Here is a 17,264-nt window from a genome sequence, read left to right on the forward strand (position 1 = left end):
CCGGTTTATTTCGGGATGACGGATTGGGCCTGCGAGTAGGCGTAGGTCACGCCGTTCAGGTCGGTCACGCTGCCGTTTTCGGCGACGCTGAAACGCTGCACCGTCGCAGGCACATTGAAGGTCAGGCGCACGGTGAAGAAGCTGCCGACATCGACATTCGGCGTGACGAACGGCAGCGCCGGCGACAAGGCGGTGTTCAGCGTGACGGTGCCGCTGCCGGCCAGCGTGCGCAGCGCCAGCGAGGACAAGGTCATGTCGTGCGCGGTGCCGACACCGGTGTTGGTGAAGCGCACATCGACACCGATGACGCCGGGCGCCACGGTCTCCTGGCCGACGATGGCGGCGATGAGGTCGGGCCGGCCCGGCACCTGCACCGAGCCCGTGACGAACACCGTCAGCGAAGCGCTGTTGTGCACCGTGACCACGCTGGTGCTCTGCGCCGTGACGGTGATGCTGTCGGCGCTGCCGATGCGCGTGCCGGCCGGCGGCGTCAGCGTGACGGTGACGTTGGCGCTGGCGCCGCTGGCCAAGGTCAGCACGTTGGGCGAGATGTTGGCGATGTAGTGCTGGTCGTCGGTGGCGCTGATGCTGAAGGTGCCGGCCGGGCCGTCGTTGCGCACCTGGTAGGTCAGCGTGGTGGTGACGCCGGGGCGCAAGTCCTGGCGCGACGGCGGCACCACCGACACCGTTTGCGGCTGCACCATCACGCTCACCAGGCGCTGGTAGGGGAAGCCGGAACTGTCGGTGCCGGTGGCGTAGGCGACGAAGGCTTCATTGGGCACGGTCAGCGCGCCGAAGAACCTGCCGCTGTCGGTCTGGTCGGCCTCCAGCGGCAGCGGCGACAGCAGCTCGAAGTTCTTGCGCCGCAGCTGGAATTGCGGCGCGCTGCCGATGCCGGTCAGCGCGGCGATCGCATACAGCGACTGGCCCGGTGCGGGTTCGCCGTCTATCGTCAGCAGGCCCTGGTGCGGCGGCTGCGCGCCGAAGCGGGCCAGCCTGAAGGAGTTGAAGGCCAGGTCGGCCACGCCGTTGACGTTGACGTAGGTCTGGCTGGACGAGCCGCTGATGGCCAGCGTCCAGGCGCCGCGCGGCGGGCTGTCGACCGAGATGATGACGCCGCTCGACAAGCTCAGGAAGCGGGTGGCGTTGGCGGCGGTGATCACCACGCCGTCCGGCCGCGTCAGCGTCACCACCGGCTGCACGCCCTGCACCGTGCCGCTGACCGAGACCGTCAAGCGGCTCATGCTGCCGTCGACCGGCACCGTGTAGCTCTTGGCGGTGGCGTAGGTGTCGACCAGCGACAGCACTTGCACCACGTTGTTGCGCACCACCAGGTCGGCCAGCTGGGTGACGGTGCTGGCCTCGCCGCCGAACAGGAAGAACACCTGGCCGCCGGTCTCGGCCGCCGCCTGCAGGAAGCCCGGCGTCAACGGCGAGCAGCTGCCGAACAGCACCGGATAGATCTTGATGTCCTTGCTCTTGGCCAGGCTGATGACGGCGCCGGCCAGGCTGGCGTCCTTGGCGGTGGCGTCGGTGTACATGAACAGGTCGCCGCCCGGATCGGCCAGCGACAGGCCGTTGTACATGCCGGTCATGGCCAGCTCGGGACAGTCGCCGCCGCCCGATGCGCCCAGGCCGCTGATGGCGCCCTTGAACAGGCCGGCGTCGTTGGTGGCGATGGTGGGGCCGGTGAACGGGTCGTTGAACGGCGCCAGCACGTACTGCAACGGTTCCTCGTCGGTGCCGAGGCGGGCGTCGACGATGCTGATGGCCGAGGCGCGCACGCCGGCGATGATGCCGCCCATGCTGCCGGTGGTGTCGATGGCGAAGGCCAGCGTGGGGCCTGCGCCCAGCAGCGCCTTCAGCTGGGCCGGCGTGATCTCGGCCTTGATATCTTCGACGAACTGCTGGGTGCCGGCGATGGCGGCCGCCGCCGCCGTGTTGTGGAAGCCGCTGTGCGGCGAGATGTCGCAGTACAGCGTGTCCTTGTTGATGCCTTCGCGGAAGTAGCCAAGGATGTCGCTGGACGGCGAGCTCTTGTCGAGCGGGCCGCCGTGGCTACACTTGAAGGAACCCGGCTTGACGCGGTCCTCGCCGCCGTAATAGCCGCTGGTGAGCAGGCTGCCGACCAGGTTGGACGAGTTGGCGCAGAACAGGCCGGTGTCGGTGAAGCCGTCGCAGGTCGGCGTGGCGGGGCCGGCGAAGGCCAGCGAGCCGGGACGGCCGACGCCGGGATGGGCGCCGCTGTTGCCCTGCTCGACCCAGTTGCTGTGCGAGTAGAAGTCCTGGATGGTGTGCAGCGCGCTGCCGAGGTTGTCGCGCGCGCCGGTGGTGTTGATCGGGTCGCTGCGCAGCGCGTCCAGCACGTTCTGCTTGAGCGTGGCCAGCCGCAGCTGGGCGCCGGTCGCGTTCTCGCCGTCGAAGTGCTTGGCCGAGCTGGTCTGGTCGTCGTCGACCTTGGCGTCCGCCTCGATGATCTGGTCCAGCGCTTTTTGCATCGACGCGGTCAGCTTGGGCACGCCGAAGTAGCGCTTGTCGAGCGCTTCGATGCCGCGCTGGGTGATGTCCTGGTGGGTCAGGCTGCCGGCCGACTTGGACGTGATGAAACAGACAAAGCCATTCTTGGGACAGAAGGCGTTGCCGGGGATGCTGACCGCCAGCAGCAGCGCGGCCAGCAACAAGGAGGGAGCAGTGCGCATACGATATCCTTTCCCATGCGTGGAAACAGCAGTCCGCGCCAGGCGGACACGCGGCGGTGGGACGCATTTATCGTGCCGTGCCCTGCGCTTCCTTTGGAATCAGGCGATTAGCGCGGGCAGGGCGGCCGGCGCGCAGACTGTTGTCAAGTTCGCCGACAGCGATATACTGGCTCATCCGCCAAGATGCCATCCCAGGAGGACCGATGCTGCCGATCATCAAAGCCCGACCCGTGCGCGCCCTGTTGCTGGCGTCGGCGCTGCTGCTGCCTTGCGCGTGCGCGGCGCAGCAGGTGTCGCTGCGGGTGACGGCGCAGGAAGGCACGGAGCCGAAGTTCATCCCGGCCGGGCCGGACCGCATCATCGGCTTGTGCGTGGATATCTTCCGCACCATCGAGCGCATCGATCCCGGCCTGGTCTTCATCGGCGACCAGCGATGGATGCCGTTGATACGCGCCTACCACGAGCTGTCCATGCAGCAGCACGACGCCTTGTGCGGGGTGCAGCGCAACGTCGAGCGCGAGCGGAAATATCTGTACCTCGATCCGCCGCTGTTTCCCATCCATTACATGCTGCTGGTGCGCAGCGGCGACGACGTGGTCGTGAACAACTGGGACGATGTGCGCAAGCTCGGCAAGAACGGCGTGGTGCTGGCCAACCGCGGCTTTGCCACCACCGATTTCCTGCTGGCCCTGGGCGGCTTGCAGATCAATGCCAGCGCCACCGATCCCGCCATGAACCTGCAAAAGCTGGCGGCCGGGCGGGCCCGCTTCTTCCTGCACCGTTCGCCGGGTCTGAGCGGCCTCATCGCGCGCGCCGGCGTCGCCGGCAAGGTGCGGGTGCTGCCGCAGGTGATGTACACGGCGCCGCTGTACATGGTGATGGGCCGGCATGTCGATCCGGCCGTGGCCGCCCGCGTGCGGCGCGCGCTGGAGCAGATGGAGAAAACAGGCGAGCTGGCCCGCCTGCTGAAGAAGTGGGACTAGTCGCCCAGCATGCGGGCGTTGCCGGAGACGCGGATCGAACTGCCGGACTCGCCCGAGATCTGCACCCGCAGATGGCAGGGCGCCCCCATGTCCTCGCCCTGGACGATGTCGATGGCGCCGCCGTGCGGCCAGCCGAGGTCGCGCAGATAGCCGCCCAGCGCGGCGGCTGCGGCGCCGGTGGCCGGATCTTCATAGACGCCGCCGGAAGCGAAGGGATTGCGCGCATGGAAGCGCTGCGGCGTTTCCGCGTGCACCAGCGAGATCGTCGCCAGGCCGTGCTCGCGCATCAGGCTGCGGCCGTCCGCCAGCTGGTAGCGCATCGCGCTCAGTTGGGCGCGGCTGGCCAGCGCCAGCACCAGGTGGTTGGCGCCGCCGTGGGCGATGGCCGGCGGGATGCGCTCATCCAGGTCGGCCTGGCGGTAGCCGAACAGCGCCAGCGCCGCCGTCACCAGCGCGGCCGGGGCCGGTGCGCTGGAAGTGGCCGGCGATTGCAGCGCCGCGCTGCCCTCGTTGCCCTTGGACTGGGCTTCGACGGTGACGCGGCTGTGGTTGGTGGTCAGCGGGAAAATGCCGTCGCCGTGCTGCTGCGCCAGCACCGCGCCCAGCGCGATGGTGGCGTGGCCGCAGAACGGCACTTCGCCATCGGGCGAGAAATAGCGCACGCGCCAGCCGCCGTCGGCCGGTGCGGCAAACACGGTTTCCGAATAGCCCATCTCGGCGGCGATGCGCTGCATGGCCGGCTCGTCCGGCAAGGCCGCGCGTATCATCACGCCGGCCGGATTGCCGCCCTGCCCGCCTGCGGTGAAGGCGGCTACTTTGTGGATTTTGGTAATGGTCTGCATCGATCGCTACTCCATGGGGTGGGATGGAAACTTGATTGACAGCAATGGGAGATTTGGTCACTATCGTCGCTTCACCGACTTTCGAGCGACGCCGTCATGACTATACCGCGACTTTCCATTTTTGCCATATTGATTTCGGCCGGCCTGGCCGGCAACGCCGTCGCCGCCGATGCGCCGGCCGCCAAACACGCGATCACGCACGAAGACGTATGGCTGATGAAACGGGTCGGCGCCCCGCTGCCCAGCCCGGACGGCAAGTGGGCCGTGTTCTCCGTCACCGACCCGGCCTACGACAGCAAGGAGCAATGGTCGGACCTGTGGATCAAGTCGCTGACCGACGATACGCCGGCCCGCCGCCTGACCTTCAGCAAGGGCGGCGAGAGCGGCGCCAACTGGTCGCCGGACAGCCGCCAGCTGGTGTTCGTGGCCAAGCGCGACGGCGACGACGCGGCGCAGTTGTACCGCATCGACGTGGCGGCCGGCGGCGAGGCGCAGCGCCTGACCACGCTGACACTGGGCGCGCGCCAGCCGAAGTTCAGCCCGGACGGCAAGCAGCTGCTGTTCGTCAGCGATATCTACCCCGGCAACGCCGGCGAGGAAGACGTCAAGAAAAGCGCCAAGGAACGCAAGGACCGCAAGTACACGGCGCGCGCCTACGAAACCTTCCCGCCGCGCTTCTTCGACAAGTGGCTCGACGATAAAAAAGTGCGCCTGTTCGTGATGGATGCGGACGCCGGCGCCAAGCCGCGCGACCTGCTGGCCGGCAGCAAGCTGGCGGCGCTGCCGGGCTTCGGCGGCGGCCAGGGCGACGAGGGCCAGTCGCTGGACGCGATCTGGTCGCAGGATGGCAAGGCCGTGGTGTTCTCGGCCTCGACCAACCGCGACGAGGCGGCGCGCGCGGCCGGCTACACGCAGATCTTCAGCATGGCGGCGGCCGGAGGCGAACCGCAGCAGCTGACCCAGGACAAGCATAGCTACCACGGCCTGAAATTCAGCGCCGACGGCAAGACGCTGTTCACGCTGACCGAGGCCGAGGAAGAAGGCAAGGTCTACGACGTGACGCGCATCGCCAGCTTCGCCTGGCCGCTGAACAATCCGACGCCGAAAGTGTTGACGGCCACGCTGGACCGTTCGATCTCGCGCTTCGTGCTGCCGGGCGGCAGCAACCGCATCGTGTTCAGCTACGAGCACGCCGGCCTGGAGCAGCTGCACTCGATCAACTACGCGGGCGGCGACCTGCGCGACGAAGCGTCGCTGCCGACCGGCAGCATCGGCTCGCTGGCGGCCGGCGGCAAGGCCATGGTGGGCGTGTGGGAATCGGCCATCAACCCGCCCGAGGTGTACGCCTTCGGCAACGGTGCGCCCAAGCGCCTGACGTCGTTCAACACCGAGCGCGCGGCCGGCATCGACTGGCAGGCGCCGGAACACTTCTGGTTCAAGGCCAGCGACGGCCGCATGATCCACAACATGATCGTCAAGCCGGCCAATTTCGATCCGGCTAAAAAATATCCGCTGTTCGCGGTGATCCACGGCGGCGCGGCCAATATGTGGCGCGACCAGTTCGTGATCCGCTGGAACTACCACCTGCTGGCGCAGCCGGGCTACGTGGTGCTGCTGACCGACTACAAGGGTTCGACCGGCTACGGCGAGGAATTCGCGCGCGCCATCCAGGGCGATCCGCTCAAGGGGCCGGGAGACGAGGTCAACGAAGCGGTCGACGAGGCGGTCAAGAAGTACAGCTACGTCGACGGCAGCCGCCTGGCGGCGGGCGGCGCCAGCTACGGCGGCCACCTGGCCAACTGGCTGCAGGCGACCACTACGCGCTACAAGGCCTTCGTGTCGCACGCGGGCGAGATGGACCTGGTGATGCAATGGGGCAGCAGCGACAGCATCCACGGCCGCGAAGTCAACAGCGGCGGCCCGGTGTGGGGCGACAAGGCAGTGTGGCGCGAGCAGAGTCCGGTGATGCAGGCGGGGAACCACGCCAAGGGCACGGGCTTCACCACGCCCATCCTGATTTCGGTGGGCGAGCTCGATTACCGCGTGCCGGCCAACAATGCGCTGATGAACTACGCGACCCAGCACCGCCTGAACGTGCCGGCCAAGCTGCTGGTGTTCCCGGACGAGAACCATTGGATCTTAAAGGGCGACAACAGCCGCTACTTCTACAGCGAAGTGCATGGCTGGCTGGCCAAGTATCTGAAGTAAGACAAGGCGAGGCGGCTGTCTCGCCCAAGAAAAAACCCCCGTGGCCCAAGGCCGACGGGGTTTTTTTTATACCGGCAGAATTACTTCTGCTTGCGGCGGCGGGCTACGCCAACCAGTGCCAGACCGGCGATCATCATCGCGTAGGTGCCTGGTTCCGGTACGGCCGTCACCGAGTTGATCCAGCCGATGTGCGAGTAGGTCGCGGTGGAACCGGACAGATCGCCGTAGCTGGACTTGTTTTTGGTCGAGTTGTCGCAGCCGGTCAGGCCGAAATCGTCGCAAGCGCCCTGCCAGCCCCACGAGTGCACGCCCGACAGCAGCCATTCGGAACCGTTCCAGACGAAGTCGCCGCCGCCCGAATCGCCGCCTGCGATCAGTGCTTCGATGGGGCCGCGGCCGTTGCTGCTGCTCCATTTGTTGCCGGTCACGCCTGCGATACGGCCCAGCGTGTTGCGCGCATCGGTGCCGTCGTCGAAATCGCTCATGTAGGTGGCGCCTGGAGCGTAGTAGTTAGGATCGTAGTCGTAGATACCAGCGTCGCCAGCGGCCTTGTTGAAGGTCTTGCTGTCGACGTCGAAGGTGTTGAAGCCGTAGTGGCCGTAGTTACCGTCGTTCCAGTTGGTAGGCAGATTGGTGTTGGCGTTCTGGGTGGTGCCGTAGCCGGCCATCAGGTAATCCTTGCCGACATCGTTGGTCGTGCTCAGGTGATAGCCGTTGATGCCGGTGACTGCGGTGTCCAGTTTCAGGATCGCGATGTCGGCGCCGGTGTCCAGCTGGCCGGTCCAGGCCTTGTTGACGAAGGCGTTGCCGACCGAAACGTTGCGGGTCACAGCGGCGGTACCGCCCTGCCAGCCGAATTGCACGGTCATTTTGCTGAAGTTGTCGGCGCAGTGAGCGGCGGTCAGCACGTATTGGCCGCCGGCCAGCAGCGAGCCGGAGCATGCCCAGTTGCCGTCAGCATTGGTGAAGCTCAGACGGGCCACGCCGTCCAGCGCGCCGGCCACGCCGTTGAAGCTCTGGCCGATCGTGAAGCGCCAATTGGTCACTGCCGAAGTGTTGCCGGTGAACGGCTCCAGCTTGGCGATATCGGCTTGCATCGATGGGGAAGCCTGGGCTACGCCAGCGGCCAACAGGGCTGCGGTCACGGCGGCCAGTTTCAGTTGTTTGGTATTGAAGATCATAAAAACTATCCTTACTTTTTAGGTTTCTTGTGGAAAGATATATATCGCCCTGATAGCAACCAACAGCCCTCATCACCGAAGTGCATCCCAGATGGCTGTGGTCTAAAAGTCAATATATCATTGTTTTTTTATGAAAGAATCTTGTTGTAAGAATATTTATTTTTGATCCACTTTATTGATATTTGTTACAGATTGTGACAGTAATTGCAGAGTTCGCTTTGATCTAGTTGAAACTTAATCCACGACTATTTACAGCGGTTAACATTTTTGCGCTCAAATCAATAGTAGAGTATCCACAAGACTTTCCTGATATCAATTCTTGAAAATCCAAACCAATAGGGGACAGCATGACGATTGCAAATTGGTGTGTTTTGGCGGCCTGCATGCTGCCAGCCGCGACGGTAGGACTGGCGAAACTGGCATCGGCCAAGCTGCCGAGCGGCGCGGGGCGCTACGACAACAAGCAGCCGCGCGACTGGGCGGCCGGGCTGACTGGCTGGCAGGCGCGCGCCAACGCCGCGCAGATGAATGGCTTCGAGATTTTGCCGCTGTTCATCGCGGCGGTCGTGCTGGCGCAGCAGGGCCACGGCGACCAGGGCCGTATCGACACGCTGGCGCTGGGCTTTATCGGCTTGCGGCTGGTCTACATCGCGCTGTACCTGGCGAATGTCGACGCGCTGCGCACGCTGGTGTGGTTTGCCGGCGTCGGCGTCAGCATCGCGCTGCTGGCGATGGGCTGACGCCCTCCCCTCACGCGGCCTTGGCCGGCGCGACGGCCGCCACGGCCGCCGCCGGCTTGCGTATCATCAGGATGACGACGGCGGCCAGCAGGCAGGCGGCGCCGGCGGCAAACAGCGCCGGGTTGTAGGTCAGCATCAAGGTGCGCACGCGGCCCGCGCCGTACGCGGCCACGGCCGCGCCCAGCTGGTGGCCGGCAAACACCCAGCCGAACACCATGCCCGCCTTTTCCTTGCCGAAGGTGGCGCCGGCCAGCCGCACCGTCGGCGGCACGGTGGCGATCCAGTCCAGGCCGTAGAACATGGCGAACAGCGACAGGCCGTACAGCGTGAATTCCGAATACGGCAGCCAGAACAGCGACAGCCCGCGCAAACCGTAGTACATGAACAGCAGCTTGCGGTTGTCGTAGCGGTCCGACAGCCAGCCGGAGGCGATGGTGCCGACCAGGTCGAACGCGCCCATCATCGCCAGCACCGAGGCGGCCGGCACCGCCGACAGGCCGGAGTCGCCGCACAGCGAAATGAAGTGGGTCTGGATCAGGCCGTTGGTGCTGAGGCCGCAGATGAAGAAGGTGCCGAACAGTATCCAGAACACGCGGTTGCCGGCGACGCCGGCCAGCACCTGGAACGGCGTGGCAAAGGTGATCCGCATGGCCGGCGCGACGGGAGCTACCGGCGTGCCGGGCGCGGCGCCGTAGGGTGCCAGGCCCAATTCGTTGGGACGGTTGCGCATCAGCAGGCACACCAGCACGGCCACCAGGGTGCAGGCGATGAACACCGGCAGCACCGCCATGCGCCAGCCGAAGTGCTCGATCAGCCAGGCGCCGATCGGCAGGAAGATCAGCTGGCCGGTGGCCGAGGCCGCCGTCAGCACGCCCACCACCAGGCCCCGGTGGCTGTCGAACCAGCGGGTCGACACCACGGCGCTGAGCACCAGCGCCGTCATGCCGGAACCGACGCCGAGCAGCACGCCCCAGCACAGCACCAGCTGCCAGAACTGCGTCATCTGCGTCGCCAGCGCCAGGCCGCCGGACACCAGCGTCAACGCAGTCACCACCACGTTGCGCAGGCCGAAACGTTCCATCAGGATGGCGGCAAACGGCCCCATCAAACCAAACAGCACGAAGCGCACCGCCAGCGCCGACGAGATCTGTTCGACATCCCAGCCGAACTCCTGCGACAGTGGCTGCAACAGCGCCCCCGGCAGCCCCAGCGCGGCGGACGAGCTGAGTCCGGTCAAAAAGGTGATGGTGACGATCACCCACGAATAATGCAGGCCGCGGCGCTGCAGCCAGTTGGATAACGGTAGGGAAAACATGCGAGTCCTCACGACGACGGTGCGCGGGACACGCACGCTTGCGACGATTTTAGATTACGATCATCATCAATGCAAGAAAAAATAAAGGGACCGCGGGCCGGCGGTCCCTGCGGCCCGTAGGCCGACGGGGGACTTACTTGATACGCAACGAGCTTTGCACCTTGTTCACGCCTTTGACATTGCGGGCCACATCGACGGCCTTGTCCACTTCAGCTTGCGATGGCACGAAGCCGCTCAGCATGACGGTGCCGTTGGTGGTTTCCACATGCACGTCCAGCGATTTCAGTGCAGGCTCGGCCAGCAATTCGGTCTTCACCTTGGTGGTGATGACGGAGTCAGCCACGGTGTCCTTGGCCATTGCGCTCTTCTGCTTGGTTTCGCAGGATGCCTTGTCGGTACCGCTCATGGTGCTGCAATCGATGCCGGTCTGTGCCACGTCAGCCATTTGCTTGCCGGCTTTGGCGTCGTTGATGGCGGCCACGTGGGTCGACTTGGCGGTGCTCAGGCAGCCATCCTTGTCCGCGCCCGTCATCGGTGCGCACTTGGCCTTGGCCAGATTGTAGTTGGCGTCCGCCACTTCAGTTTGGGCTTTCTGCACCGAACGTTTGTCGTTCTTGTACTGCCAGGTGGCATTGGCCTCGCTGTTGGCGCGGGCGACCTTGGCCTGCTCGACGCAGATATCCTTGGAAGTGCCCGATTGCCCATCGCAAGCTGCCTTGGCGCTCTTGTAGTCGATCTCGGCCTGCTTGGTCGCGGCCTTGTAGGCCACCGTGTCGTTGTTCGGGGTGGTGGCGGCAAAACTTGCGCTGGCGGCGGTGGCCATGACGAAGAGGAGTAGCTTGTTCATGATGTGTCCCTTTTGTGGTGGTTGATGGACACATTAAACGCCCGGCCACGACGCGACTCTGTGCGGGAACGTACCAAGTAGCGGATTTGGCCCGCAGGGTCAGTCTTCCTGCAACAGGCCCTGGCGCCACAGGCCGGCGGCCTGTTCGAACAGCGGCTGGCCGCGGTCGAAGACGGCGCCGGTGGGCGCCAGTTGCAGCCACGCCAAGGTACTGTGGGAGCCGGCAACGACGGACGGGGAAGGTTGCCGCACCTGCCGCATCCAGGCGGCGACGGCGCCATACTGCTGCGGATGGCGTTGCTGGGTCCAGGCCAGCGCGACCAGGTCGGCAAAGCCCTCTTCGCGGCGGGTTTCGCGCAATGCCTGGGCCTGCGCCTCGACTTGCTCCGGCGACGCTTGGACGCGCTCCTCGAAGCCGGCCGGCAGCACGTGCCACACGCCCTGCGCGTAGCGCCAGCAGTGGCCGATTTCATGGGCGATCATGGCCTCGATCATCAGCGGTTGCTGGTCGGCGGGCACGCCGGCGAGGATGTCTTCAGCCTTGGGATTGCCGCGCATCGACAGCACCAGCTTGCAGCGGCCGTCCTGGAAGCCCAGCGCCAGCGGCACATCGTTGGCACGGGCCTGAGGTTGTACGGTGATATCGACAGGCAGCTTGAGTTCCTGCTTGGCGTAGGCCAGCACAGCGGAACCGGCGGTGAGCCAGCGGGTTTCCATATCGGTCAGCTGGGCGGCGGAAACCAGGCCGGCGGACGACAGGAGCAGCAGGAATAAGGCGCGCTTGATCATGATGATCAAACTGTAGCATGCAGCGGGCAAGATTTATTGCCATGAGGCAGGTTCTACAACAGCTTATTTCTACGTAGAAAAAGAGGAATGATTGAGGTTTTGAAATGGGGACGCGGCCCGGCCGCGTCCCCATTTAAGGCTTACTTGCCCAGCAGCGTGTTGGCGGTCTTGAATTCAGGACGGATATCGTTCGGCACCGTCTTCATCTTGTCCAACGCCTTCTGCACGTCGGGACGGATCACCACGTACTTGGTCATCATGTCCTTGGCGCGGGCGTAGTCGCCGGTCGCTTCGATGGTCAGGAATTCGCGGTCGAGGTCGATCACTGCCTGCTTGATCTTCTTGAAGTCCACCGCGAAAGTACCGTCGCCATGCGAGATGAAACCACCCTTGTCGAGGATGTAGTTCATCTGGATCGCCATGCCGCGCGCGTGCGAATCGGTCAGGCCGAAGTGCAGCGTGCGGAAGGCCGAGGCCAGGAAGGTCGTGTACAGCTTGCGTTCAGCCACGGCGCCCTGCCCCAGCGTGCCGGCCAGCTGGCCCTTGTCCATCATGTAGGCCAGCGCGTACAGGCCGGTGATGTCGGCCTTGGCCTCCTCGATGGTCGAGTAGGCTTCCTTCAAATCCTGGCGCGGCGTCGATTCGGCGCCGTTGTTCCTGGTGATGTGCGGGCCCAGGCCGTGCGTGATTTCATGCGCAAGAATGTGGGTGAAGAAGGAATCGAAATCCACATCCTTCTGGTCCACCGGCTTCAGCACCAGCTTGGAAATCGGCGTCAGCGTGGATTTGAATTTGGCCTCCTGCACGTTCTTCAGCATCACGCGCTTGGAGCCGCGCTGGCTGATGATGCGCTCGTCGTTCGGCAGATTGTAGGCGGCGGTCTGCACGCCCATATTGCCGTCGCCTGCACCGTACACCTGGTTGACCACCACCATCGGCGCCAGCGCGCCCACTTTCGGGTTGCGGTATTTCGCGTCCAGCGGCAGATTGTCTTCCAGCTCCTGCATGTGCTTGGCGAAGAAGTCCAGCTTCTGCGTTTCCTTCTGGTCGCGGATGTTGACGTAGGCTTCGAACGCGGCCTTGTAGCCGAACAGTTCGTCGTTGTAGGTCTCGTAAGGTCCGATGGTGATGTCGACCGGCGCATCCAGGTCCATCCAGGCGAAATCGGAAGCGAGGTAGTCGTTGCTCAGGAAGGCGTCGGCGCGCAGTTCGAGGAATTTCTTCAGCGAGGCGTTATCGGTATCGGCTGCGGCCTGCTTCAACAGCGCGGCGGCTTTCGTCAGCTCTGGCTTGTATTCGTCCGAGTACTTCACGACACTGAGCTGGCCCGCAGCATTTTTGCGGATGGTGGTGAAGAACCATTGCGCCTGCTCTTTGTCCTTGGCTGGCAGCGTGTTCATCCAGCTTTCCAACGCCTGCTTGCCCGCACCTTCGGGATAGAAGTTGCCGGCTTCCGGCTTCTTGGCCGGGATAGCGATGCCGGCCAGTTCGGCGGGCAGGAAGCTTTGGTGATCGTCCAGGATAGACCACGGACCTTTGTTGAGCCAGAAGTAGTTCAGGCGTGCCTTGCCCAGCGGCGTGGTGTCCTTTTGCAGCGCGGCCCACAGCGATTCATTGCCGGACCAGCGCTGGCGCAGTTGCAGCACGTCGACGATCTTGGCCGCTTCGATCAGCTTGGCGATGGCTTTCTTGTCGCCGGCCGAGAGCTTGCTGGTATCGGCCGTCAAGGCGACCGGCGCATAGCGCTTGGTCATCTTGTCCAATTCGGTAACGCTGGCCGGAGCGGCGTAGACGGAAGCACAGGCGGCAGCCAGGGCCAGAGGGAGCAGTATTTTTTTCATTCGAACCTCAGGGTGGAGTGAGATCCGCATTGTAGTACACCGCTCTCCTCCCGGCGATGGCCGCTACCAGGCCCGGTAGACCCGCCCCGTCTGAGCACCATCGACACTGCGTGCGTACGACAGCGCGGCACGGCTGCCCTTGATCGGCTCGAAGCCGGTGAACAGGCCGCCGAACAAATGCACCGACTCCTGCAGCACCGTCGGACTGACGGCATTGATGCGCAAGCCACGCGGCAGTTCAATCGCCGCCGCCCGCACAAAGCCCTCCACCGCCGCATTGGCAGTGGAAGCTGCAACCGCGCCACGTATCGGATGCTCGGTATCGACGCCGCTGGTCAGCGTGATCGAGCCACCGTCGTTGAGGAACTCCTGCGCCACCAGCGCCACATTGACCTGCCCCATCAACTTGCCGCGCAAGCCGACATGGAAATGCTCGGGCGCCAGCTCGGCAAACGGCCCCACATGCAGCGCGCCCGCAGCCACCACCACCGCATCGACGCGACCGACCTTGGCAAACAACGCCCGTACCTGAGCGATGTCTTCGATATCGACCTGATGCTGGCCGCCGCGCGCGCCGACGACAACGACTTCATGCCGCTGCCCCAGCTGCTCAACGACGGCGCTACCGATGGTCCCGGTCCCGCCGATCACGACCACCTTCATACCGAACCGCCCCAGGCGCGATATACCTGTCCGGTCTGAGCGCCGTCGACGCTGCGTGCATACGCCAGCGCTGCGCGGCGGGCAGGCACCGGCTCGAAGCCGATGAAGAACGGCCCATAGCTGCCCATCGATTCTTCCAGCACGGTAGGGCTGACGGCATTGATGCGCAAGCCGCGCGGCAGTTCGATCGCCGCCGCCCGCGCAAAGCCTTCAACTGCGGAGTTGACCATGGTGGCGCTGACGCCGTTGCGGATAGGCTCATCGGCCACGATACCGCTGGTGAGCGTGATCGAGCCGCCGTCGTTCAGGTATTCCTGCGCGACCAGCGCCACATTCACCTGGCCCATCAACTTGCTGTTCAAGCCCACGTAGAACTGCTCCGGCGTAAAGCCTTCCAGCGGCGCGAAGTGCAGCGAACCTGCCGCCACCACCACCGCGTCCACGCGGCCGATCTGGGCGAACACGGCGCGTACCTGCGCAATGTCGGCGATATCGGCCTGATACTGCCCGCTGGTCGCGCCGACGGTGACGATCTCATGCCGCTGACCCAGTTGCTCTACCACTGCCTTGCCGACCGCACCTGCTGCGCCGATGACGACTACTTTCATGATGTTCTCCTCGGTGAGTGAAAACACCAGTATCTGCCACAACGCCAAAGGAATAAATGAGCTAAGATGAAGATCATTATTAACCCAGGATTAGCAATCGAATGGACAAGCTGCGCAGCATGGAGATTTTTGTGGCCGTCGTCGACGCCGGCAACTTCACGGCCGCCGCCAGCGCCTTCCAGCTGTCGCCGGTCATGGTCGGCAAGCACATCGCCCACCTGGAGGCCACGCTGGGCGCGCGCCTGCTGACGCGCACCACCCGCCGCCAGAGCCTGACGGAGATCGGCGCCCAGTACGTCGAACAATGCCGCGCCATCCTGGCGCAGATCGCCGCCGCCGAAACCGGCGCCGAAGCGATGCGCAGCGTGCCGCGCGGACGGCTGCGCATCACCGCGCCCGTCTCCTTCGGCAGCGAATGGCTGGCGCCCGCGATCAGCGACTACCTGCGCCTGCATCCCGAAGTGGGCGTGGACCTGAGCCTCAACGACCGCATGGTCGACATGGTGGAGGAAGGCTACGACGCCGCCGTGCGCATCGGCGCGCTGGACGATTCGGGCATGATCGCGCGGCCGCTGTTCAACTATGGCATGGCGATCTGCGCGTCGCCGGCCTACCTGAAAAAACACGGCACGCCGCAAACGCCGGACGATCTGGCGCATCACGAGTGTCTGGACTTCATGGTCGGGGCGGTGGGCGTGCGCTGGCGTTTGCAATCGGTACACGATGTGCACCATGGACGCGGCAAGCGCGCGCTGCCGGCCAGCCGCTTCCGCACAAATAGCGGACAGGCGTTGCGCGCGGCCGCGCTGAAGGGTTTCGGGATCTTGATGCAGGCGGAGGTGCTGCTGGCGCAGGACATCGCCGCCGGACGGCTGGTGCCCATCCTGTGCGATTATCTGCCGCCGGCACGGCCGATGAACCTGGTCTATTCGCGCGACCGCCGGGCCACGCCCAAGCTGACCACCTTCATCGACTTCGTGGTGGAACGCTTCGGACCAGCGGCAGCACTGCCGCTGGCCTCTTCCGCGTAAGGGGGACTAATTTACTGCTGCGCCAACGGCTTGATCGCGCCGTTCTGCACCACCGACGCCAGCTGAGCCGACGGCTGCCAGCCCGCACCCAGCGCGCGCGCCACCGACACCGCCGCCAACAGGCGCTGCGTGTTGATCTGCACCGCGGCGCGGTCGGCCGCCAGCGAGCTACGCTGCGCGTCGGTCACGTCCAGATAGGTCGACACGCCACGCTCGTAACGCGCACGCGCCACCAGGTAACCGCGTGCGGCCGCCACTTGCGAGACCGACTGCGCCTCGCCTTGCAGCTGGCGTTCCTGTACGTCGGACAGCGCATCTTCCACTTCGCGCAGAGCGGTCAGCAGCTTGCTCTCATGGTTGGCGATCGCCTCTTCATAGCGCGCCTTGGAGATAGCCAGGTTAGCCTTGTTGCGGCCACCGTCGAAGATCGGCAGCGACAGCGCCAGAGGACCAACGCTGAACTGGCGCGAACCGCCCTTGCCCAGTTCACGCAGGCTTTCCGACGCGTAGCCGAAATTGCTGGTCAGCGTCAGCGAAGGATAGAACGCACCTTCCGCCACGCCGATCTGCGCGTTGGCCGAACGCAGGTTCGCTACACTGCCCGCCAGGTCCGGACGCTGCGCCAGCAGGCTGGCAGGCAGGCCGACCGGGATAGCAGGCGGCTGCGGCAGCACGGCGGCATTGGCCTTGGCAGCCGTCAGCAGCGCCGACGGCGAAGCGCCGGTCAGCGTCGCCAGGCTGTGCTCCAGCAGATTGCGCTGACGCTGCACTTCATGCAGGTCGGCCTGCGCGTTGGCGCGCTCAATGCGGGCACGCGACACGTCCAGTTCATTCGACAGGCCGGCGTTGAAGCGCGCCGTCACCAGTTCTTCGGTTTCGCGGCGGGTGTCGAGCGCGCCGTTCAGGATCGCCATCTCTGCGTCCAGGCCGCGCAGCTGCCAGTAGGTGGTCGCCACTTGCGACGACAACAGCAGCAGCACGCCATCGCGGTCGGCTTCAGCCGCCAGCGCCTGCGCGTCGGAAGCTTCGACCAGGCGGCGCACGCGGCCCAGCAGATCGACTTCATACGACAGCGATGCGCCTACCGTGTAATTGTTACCCTTGATCGAACGGCCGCCCAGCGCCAGGCCTTGCGAGGTCTCGGCCGAGGTGCGCGAGTTCGACACCGAGGTGCTGACGCTCAGCGACGGCTGCTGGCTGGCGCGCGATACGCCGGCCTGCTCCAGCGCCACCACCAGCCGCTGTGCGGCGGCCTTGATGCTTGGGTTGTCGCGCAGCGCGGTCTGCTCCAGGCGGTTCAGGGTGTCGTCGTTGAACACGGTCCACCATTGCGCCGGCAGGTGCGCCGCGCTGGTACCGGCTTGCGGCAGGTGACGGAACGACGCGTCTGCGACGTTCTTCGGTGCGGAGAAATCGCTGCCGACGGTGGCGCAACCCGTCACGGCCAACGTTACGGAAACAGCGAGCGTCAGGCGCTTCAAAGCTGAATTCAACATGGTGTTACCTCACTTAATAAA

Annotated in this window: 13 protein-coding genes and 2 pseudogenes; 4 read left to right on the plus strand and 11 right to left on the minus strand. The window is 65.0% G+C overall.

All coding sequences use genetic code 11. From position 1 onward, the window contains the following. Positions 1-5: 5 nt before the first annotated feature. Positions 6-2,699 carry a hypothetical protein gene (locus tag GEV01_RS15835; protein WP_152806126.1) on the minus strand — a complete coding sequence of 898 codons (2,694 nt, stop codon included), beginning with the start codon at positions 2,697-2,699 and terminating at the stop codon, positions 6-8. 203 nt (positions 2,700-2,902) lie between these two features. On the opposite strand from GEV01_RS15835, the gene GEV01_RS15840 reads away from it, so the two are divergent. Then, positions 2,903-3,682, plus strand: coding sequence for a substrate-binding periplasmic protein (locus GEV01_RS15840; RefSeq protein ID WP_152806130.1), 780 nt, complete (start codon positions 2,903-2,905; stop codon positions 3,680-3,682). Here the strand turns inward: GEV01_RS15840 and GEV01_RS15845 are convergent. After that, entirely contained in the window at positions 3,679-4,524 is an 846-nt protein-coding gene (locus GEV01_RS15845; RefSeq protein ID WP_152806133.1) for a PhzF family phenazine biosynthesis protein, read from the minus strand. The genes GEV01_RS15840 and GEV01_RS15845 overlap by 4 nt on opposite strands. A gap of 96 nt (positions 4,525-4,620) precedes the next feature. Here GEV01_RS15845 and GEV01_RS15850 point away from each other — a divergent pair, with 96 nt between their 5' ends. Then, a complete protein-coding gene (locus tag GEV01_RS15850) occupies positions 4,621-6,732 on the plus strand; it encodes an alpha/beta hydrolase family protein (RefSeq protein WP_152806136.1) in 2,112 nt (703 codons plus the stop codon). Positions 6,733-6,812: 80 nt separating this feature from the next. Here the strand turns inward: GEV01_RS15850 and GEV01_RS31525 are convergent. Together GEV01_RS31525 and GEV01_RS31530 are read right to left on the minus strand one after the other, a co-directional pair. Next, positions 6,813-6,908: pseudogene (locus tag GEV01_RS31525) on the minus strand (PEPxxWA-CTERM sorting domain-containing protein); the annotation flags it as partial. A gap of 435 nt (positions 6,909-7,343) precedes the next feature. Continuing rightward, a pseudogene (locus tag GEV01_RS31530) lies at positions 7,344-7,913 on the minus strand (trypsin-like serine protease); the annotation flags it as partial. 347 nt (positions 7,914-8,260) lie between these two features. On the opposite strand from GEV01_RS31530, the gene GEV01_RS15860 reads away from it, so the two are divergent. Beyond that, positions 8,261-8,653 carry an MAPEG family protein gene (locus tag GEV01_RS15860; RefSeq protein ID WP_152806141.1) on the plus strand — a complete coding sequence of 131 codons (393 nt, stop codon included), beginning with the start codon at positions 8,261-8,263 and terminating at the stop codon, positions 8,651-8,653. A gap of 10 nt (positions 8,654-8,663) precedes the next feature. Here GEV01_RS15860 and GEV01_RS15865 read toward each other — a convergent pair whose 3' ends face one another. The 6 genes from GEV01_RS15865 to GEV01_RS15890 all read right to left on the minus strand — a co-directional run bounded on the left by GEV01_RS15865 (position 8,664) and on the right by GEV01_RS15890 (position 14,716). Next, complete coding sequence (locus tag GEV01_RS15865; RefSeq protein WP_152806144.1) at positions 8,664-9,968, minus strand: MFS transporter; 1,305 nt, start codon at positions 9,966-9,968, stop codon at positions 8,664-8,666. Positions 9,969-10,101: 133 nt separating this feature from the next. Continuing rightward, positions 10,102-10,815 carry a BON domain-containing protein gene (locus GEV01_RS15870; protein ID WP_152806147.1) on the minus strand — a complete coding sequence of 238 codons (714 nt, stop codon included), beginning with the start codon at positions 10,813-10,815 and terminating at the stop codon, positions 10,102-10,104. Positions 10,816-10,914: 99 nt separating this feature from the next. Continuing rightward, a complete protein-coding gene (locus tag GEV01_RS15875; RefSeq protein WP_175023079.1) occupies positions 10,915-11,604 on the minus strand; it encodes a hypothetical protein in 690 nt (229 codons plus the stop codon). A gap of 140 nt (positions 11,605-11,744) precedes the next feature. Next, positions 11,745-13,445: a dipeptidyl-peptidase 3 family protein gene (locus GEV01_RS15880; RefSeq protein WP_152806153.1), complete on the minus strand. Its 1,701-nt coding sequence runs from the start codon at positions 13,443-13,445 to the stop codon at positions 11,745-11,747. A 63-nt stretch (positions 13,446-13,508) separates the two neighbouring features. After that, positions 13,509-14,108: a short chain dehydrogenase gene (locus tag GEV01_RS15885; RefSeq protein WP_152806156.1), complete on the minus strand. Its 600-nt coding sequence runs from the start codon at positions 14,106-14,108 to the stop codon at positions 13,509-13,511. Further along, complete coding sequence (locus GEV01_RS15890) at positions 14,105-14,716, minus strand: short chain dehydrogenase (RefSeq protein ID WP_152806159.1); 612 nt, start codon at positions 14,714-14,716, stop codon at positions 14,105-14,107. The genes GEV01_RS15885 and GEV01_RS15890 overlap by 4 nt, the downstream gene beginning before the upstream one ends. Positions 14,717-14,817: 101 nt before the next feature. Between GEV01_RS15890 and GEV01_RS15895 the strand changes: the two genes are divergently transcribed. Then, a complete protein-coding gene (locus GEV01_RS15895; RefSeq protein ID WP_152806162.1) occupies positions 14,818-15,747 on the plus strand; it encodes a LysR family transcriptional regulator in 930 nt (309 codons plus the stop codon). A gap of 11 nt (positions 15,748-15,758) precedes the next feature. On the opposite strand, the gene GEV01_RS15900 is transcribed toward GEV01_RS15895, so the two are convergent. Continuing rightward, a complete protein-coding gene (locus GEV01_RS15900) occupies positions 15,759-17,243 on the minus strand; it encodes an efflux transporter outer membrane subunit (RefSeq protein ID WP_152806165.1) in 1,485 nt (494 codons plus the stop codon). Positions 17,244-17,264: the final 21 nt, after the last annotated feature.

Source organism: Rugamonas rivuli (genome assembly GCF_009380165.1).
Classification (GTDB): domain Bacteria; phylum Pseudomonadota; class Gammaproteobacteria; order Burkholderiales; family Burkholderiaceae_D; genus Rugamonas; species Rugamonas rivuli.

Bases quoted from the DNA above. Each gene is read 5' to 3' on its own strand.
- GEV01_RS15845 (WP_152806133.1), bottom strand. From the start codon at position 4,524: ATGCAGACCATTACCAAAATCCACAAAGTAGCCGCCTTCACCGCAGGC.
- GEV01_RS15890 (WP_152806159.1), bottom strand. From the start codon at position 14,716: ATGAAAGTAGTCGTCATCGGCGCAGCAGGTGCGGTCGGCAAGGCAGTG.
- GEV01_RS15860 (WP_152806141.1), top strand. From the start codon at position 8,261: ATGACGATTGCAAATTGGTGTGTTTTGGCGGCCTGCATGCTGCCAGCC.
- GEV01_RS15850 (WP_152806136.1), top strand. From the start codon at position 4,621: ATGACTATACCGCGACTTTCCATTTTTGCCATATTGATTTCGGCCGGC.
- GEV01_RS15880 (WP_152806153.1), bottom strand. From the start codon at position 13,445: ATGAAAAAAATACTGCTCCCTCTGGCCCTGGCTGCCGCCTGTGCTTCC.
- GEV01_RS15835 (WP_152806126.1), bottom strand. From the start codon at position 2,699: ATGCGCACTGCTCCCTCCTTGTTGCTGGCCGCGCTGCTGCTGGCGGTC.
- GEV01_RS15865 (WP_152806144.1), bottom strand. From the start codon at position 9,968: ATGTTTTCCCTACCGTTATCCAACTGGCTGCAGCGCCGCGGCCTGCAT.
- GEV01_RS15875 (WP_175023079.1), bottom strand. From the start codon at position 11,604: ATGATCAAGCGCGCCTTATTCCTGCTGCTCCTGTCGTCCGCCGGCCTG.
- GEV01_RS15885 (WP_152806156.1), bottom strand. From the start codon at position 14,108: ATGAAGGTGGTCGTGATCGGCGGGACCGGGACCATCGGTAGCGCCGTC.
- GEV01_RS15900 (WP_152806165.1), bottom strand. From the start codon at position 17,243: ATGTTGAATTCAGCTTTGAAGCGCCTGACGCTCGCTGTTTCCGTAACG.
- GEV01_RS15840 (WP_152806130.1), top strand. From the start codon at position 2,903: ATGCTGCCGATCATCAAAGCCCGACCCGTGCGCGCCCTGTTGCTGGCG.
- GEV01_RS15870 (WP_152806147.1), bottom strand. From the start codon at position 10,815: ATGAACAAGCTACTCCTCTTCGTCATGGCCACCGCCGCCAGCGCAAGT.
- GEV01_RS15895 (WP_152806162.1), top strand. From the start codon at position 14,818: ATGGACAAGCTGCGCAGCATGGAGATTTTTGTGGCCGTCGTCGACGCC.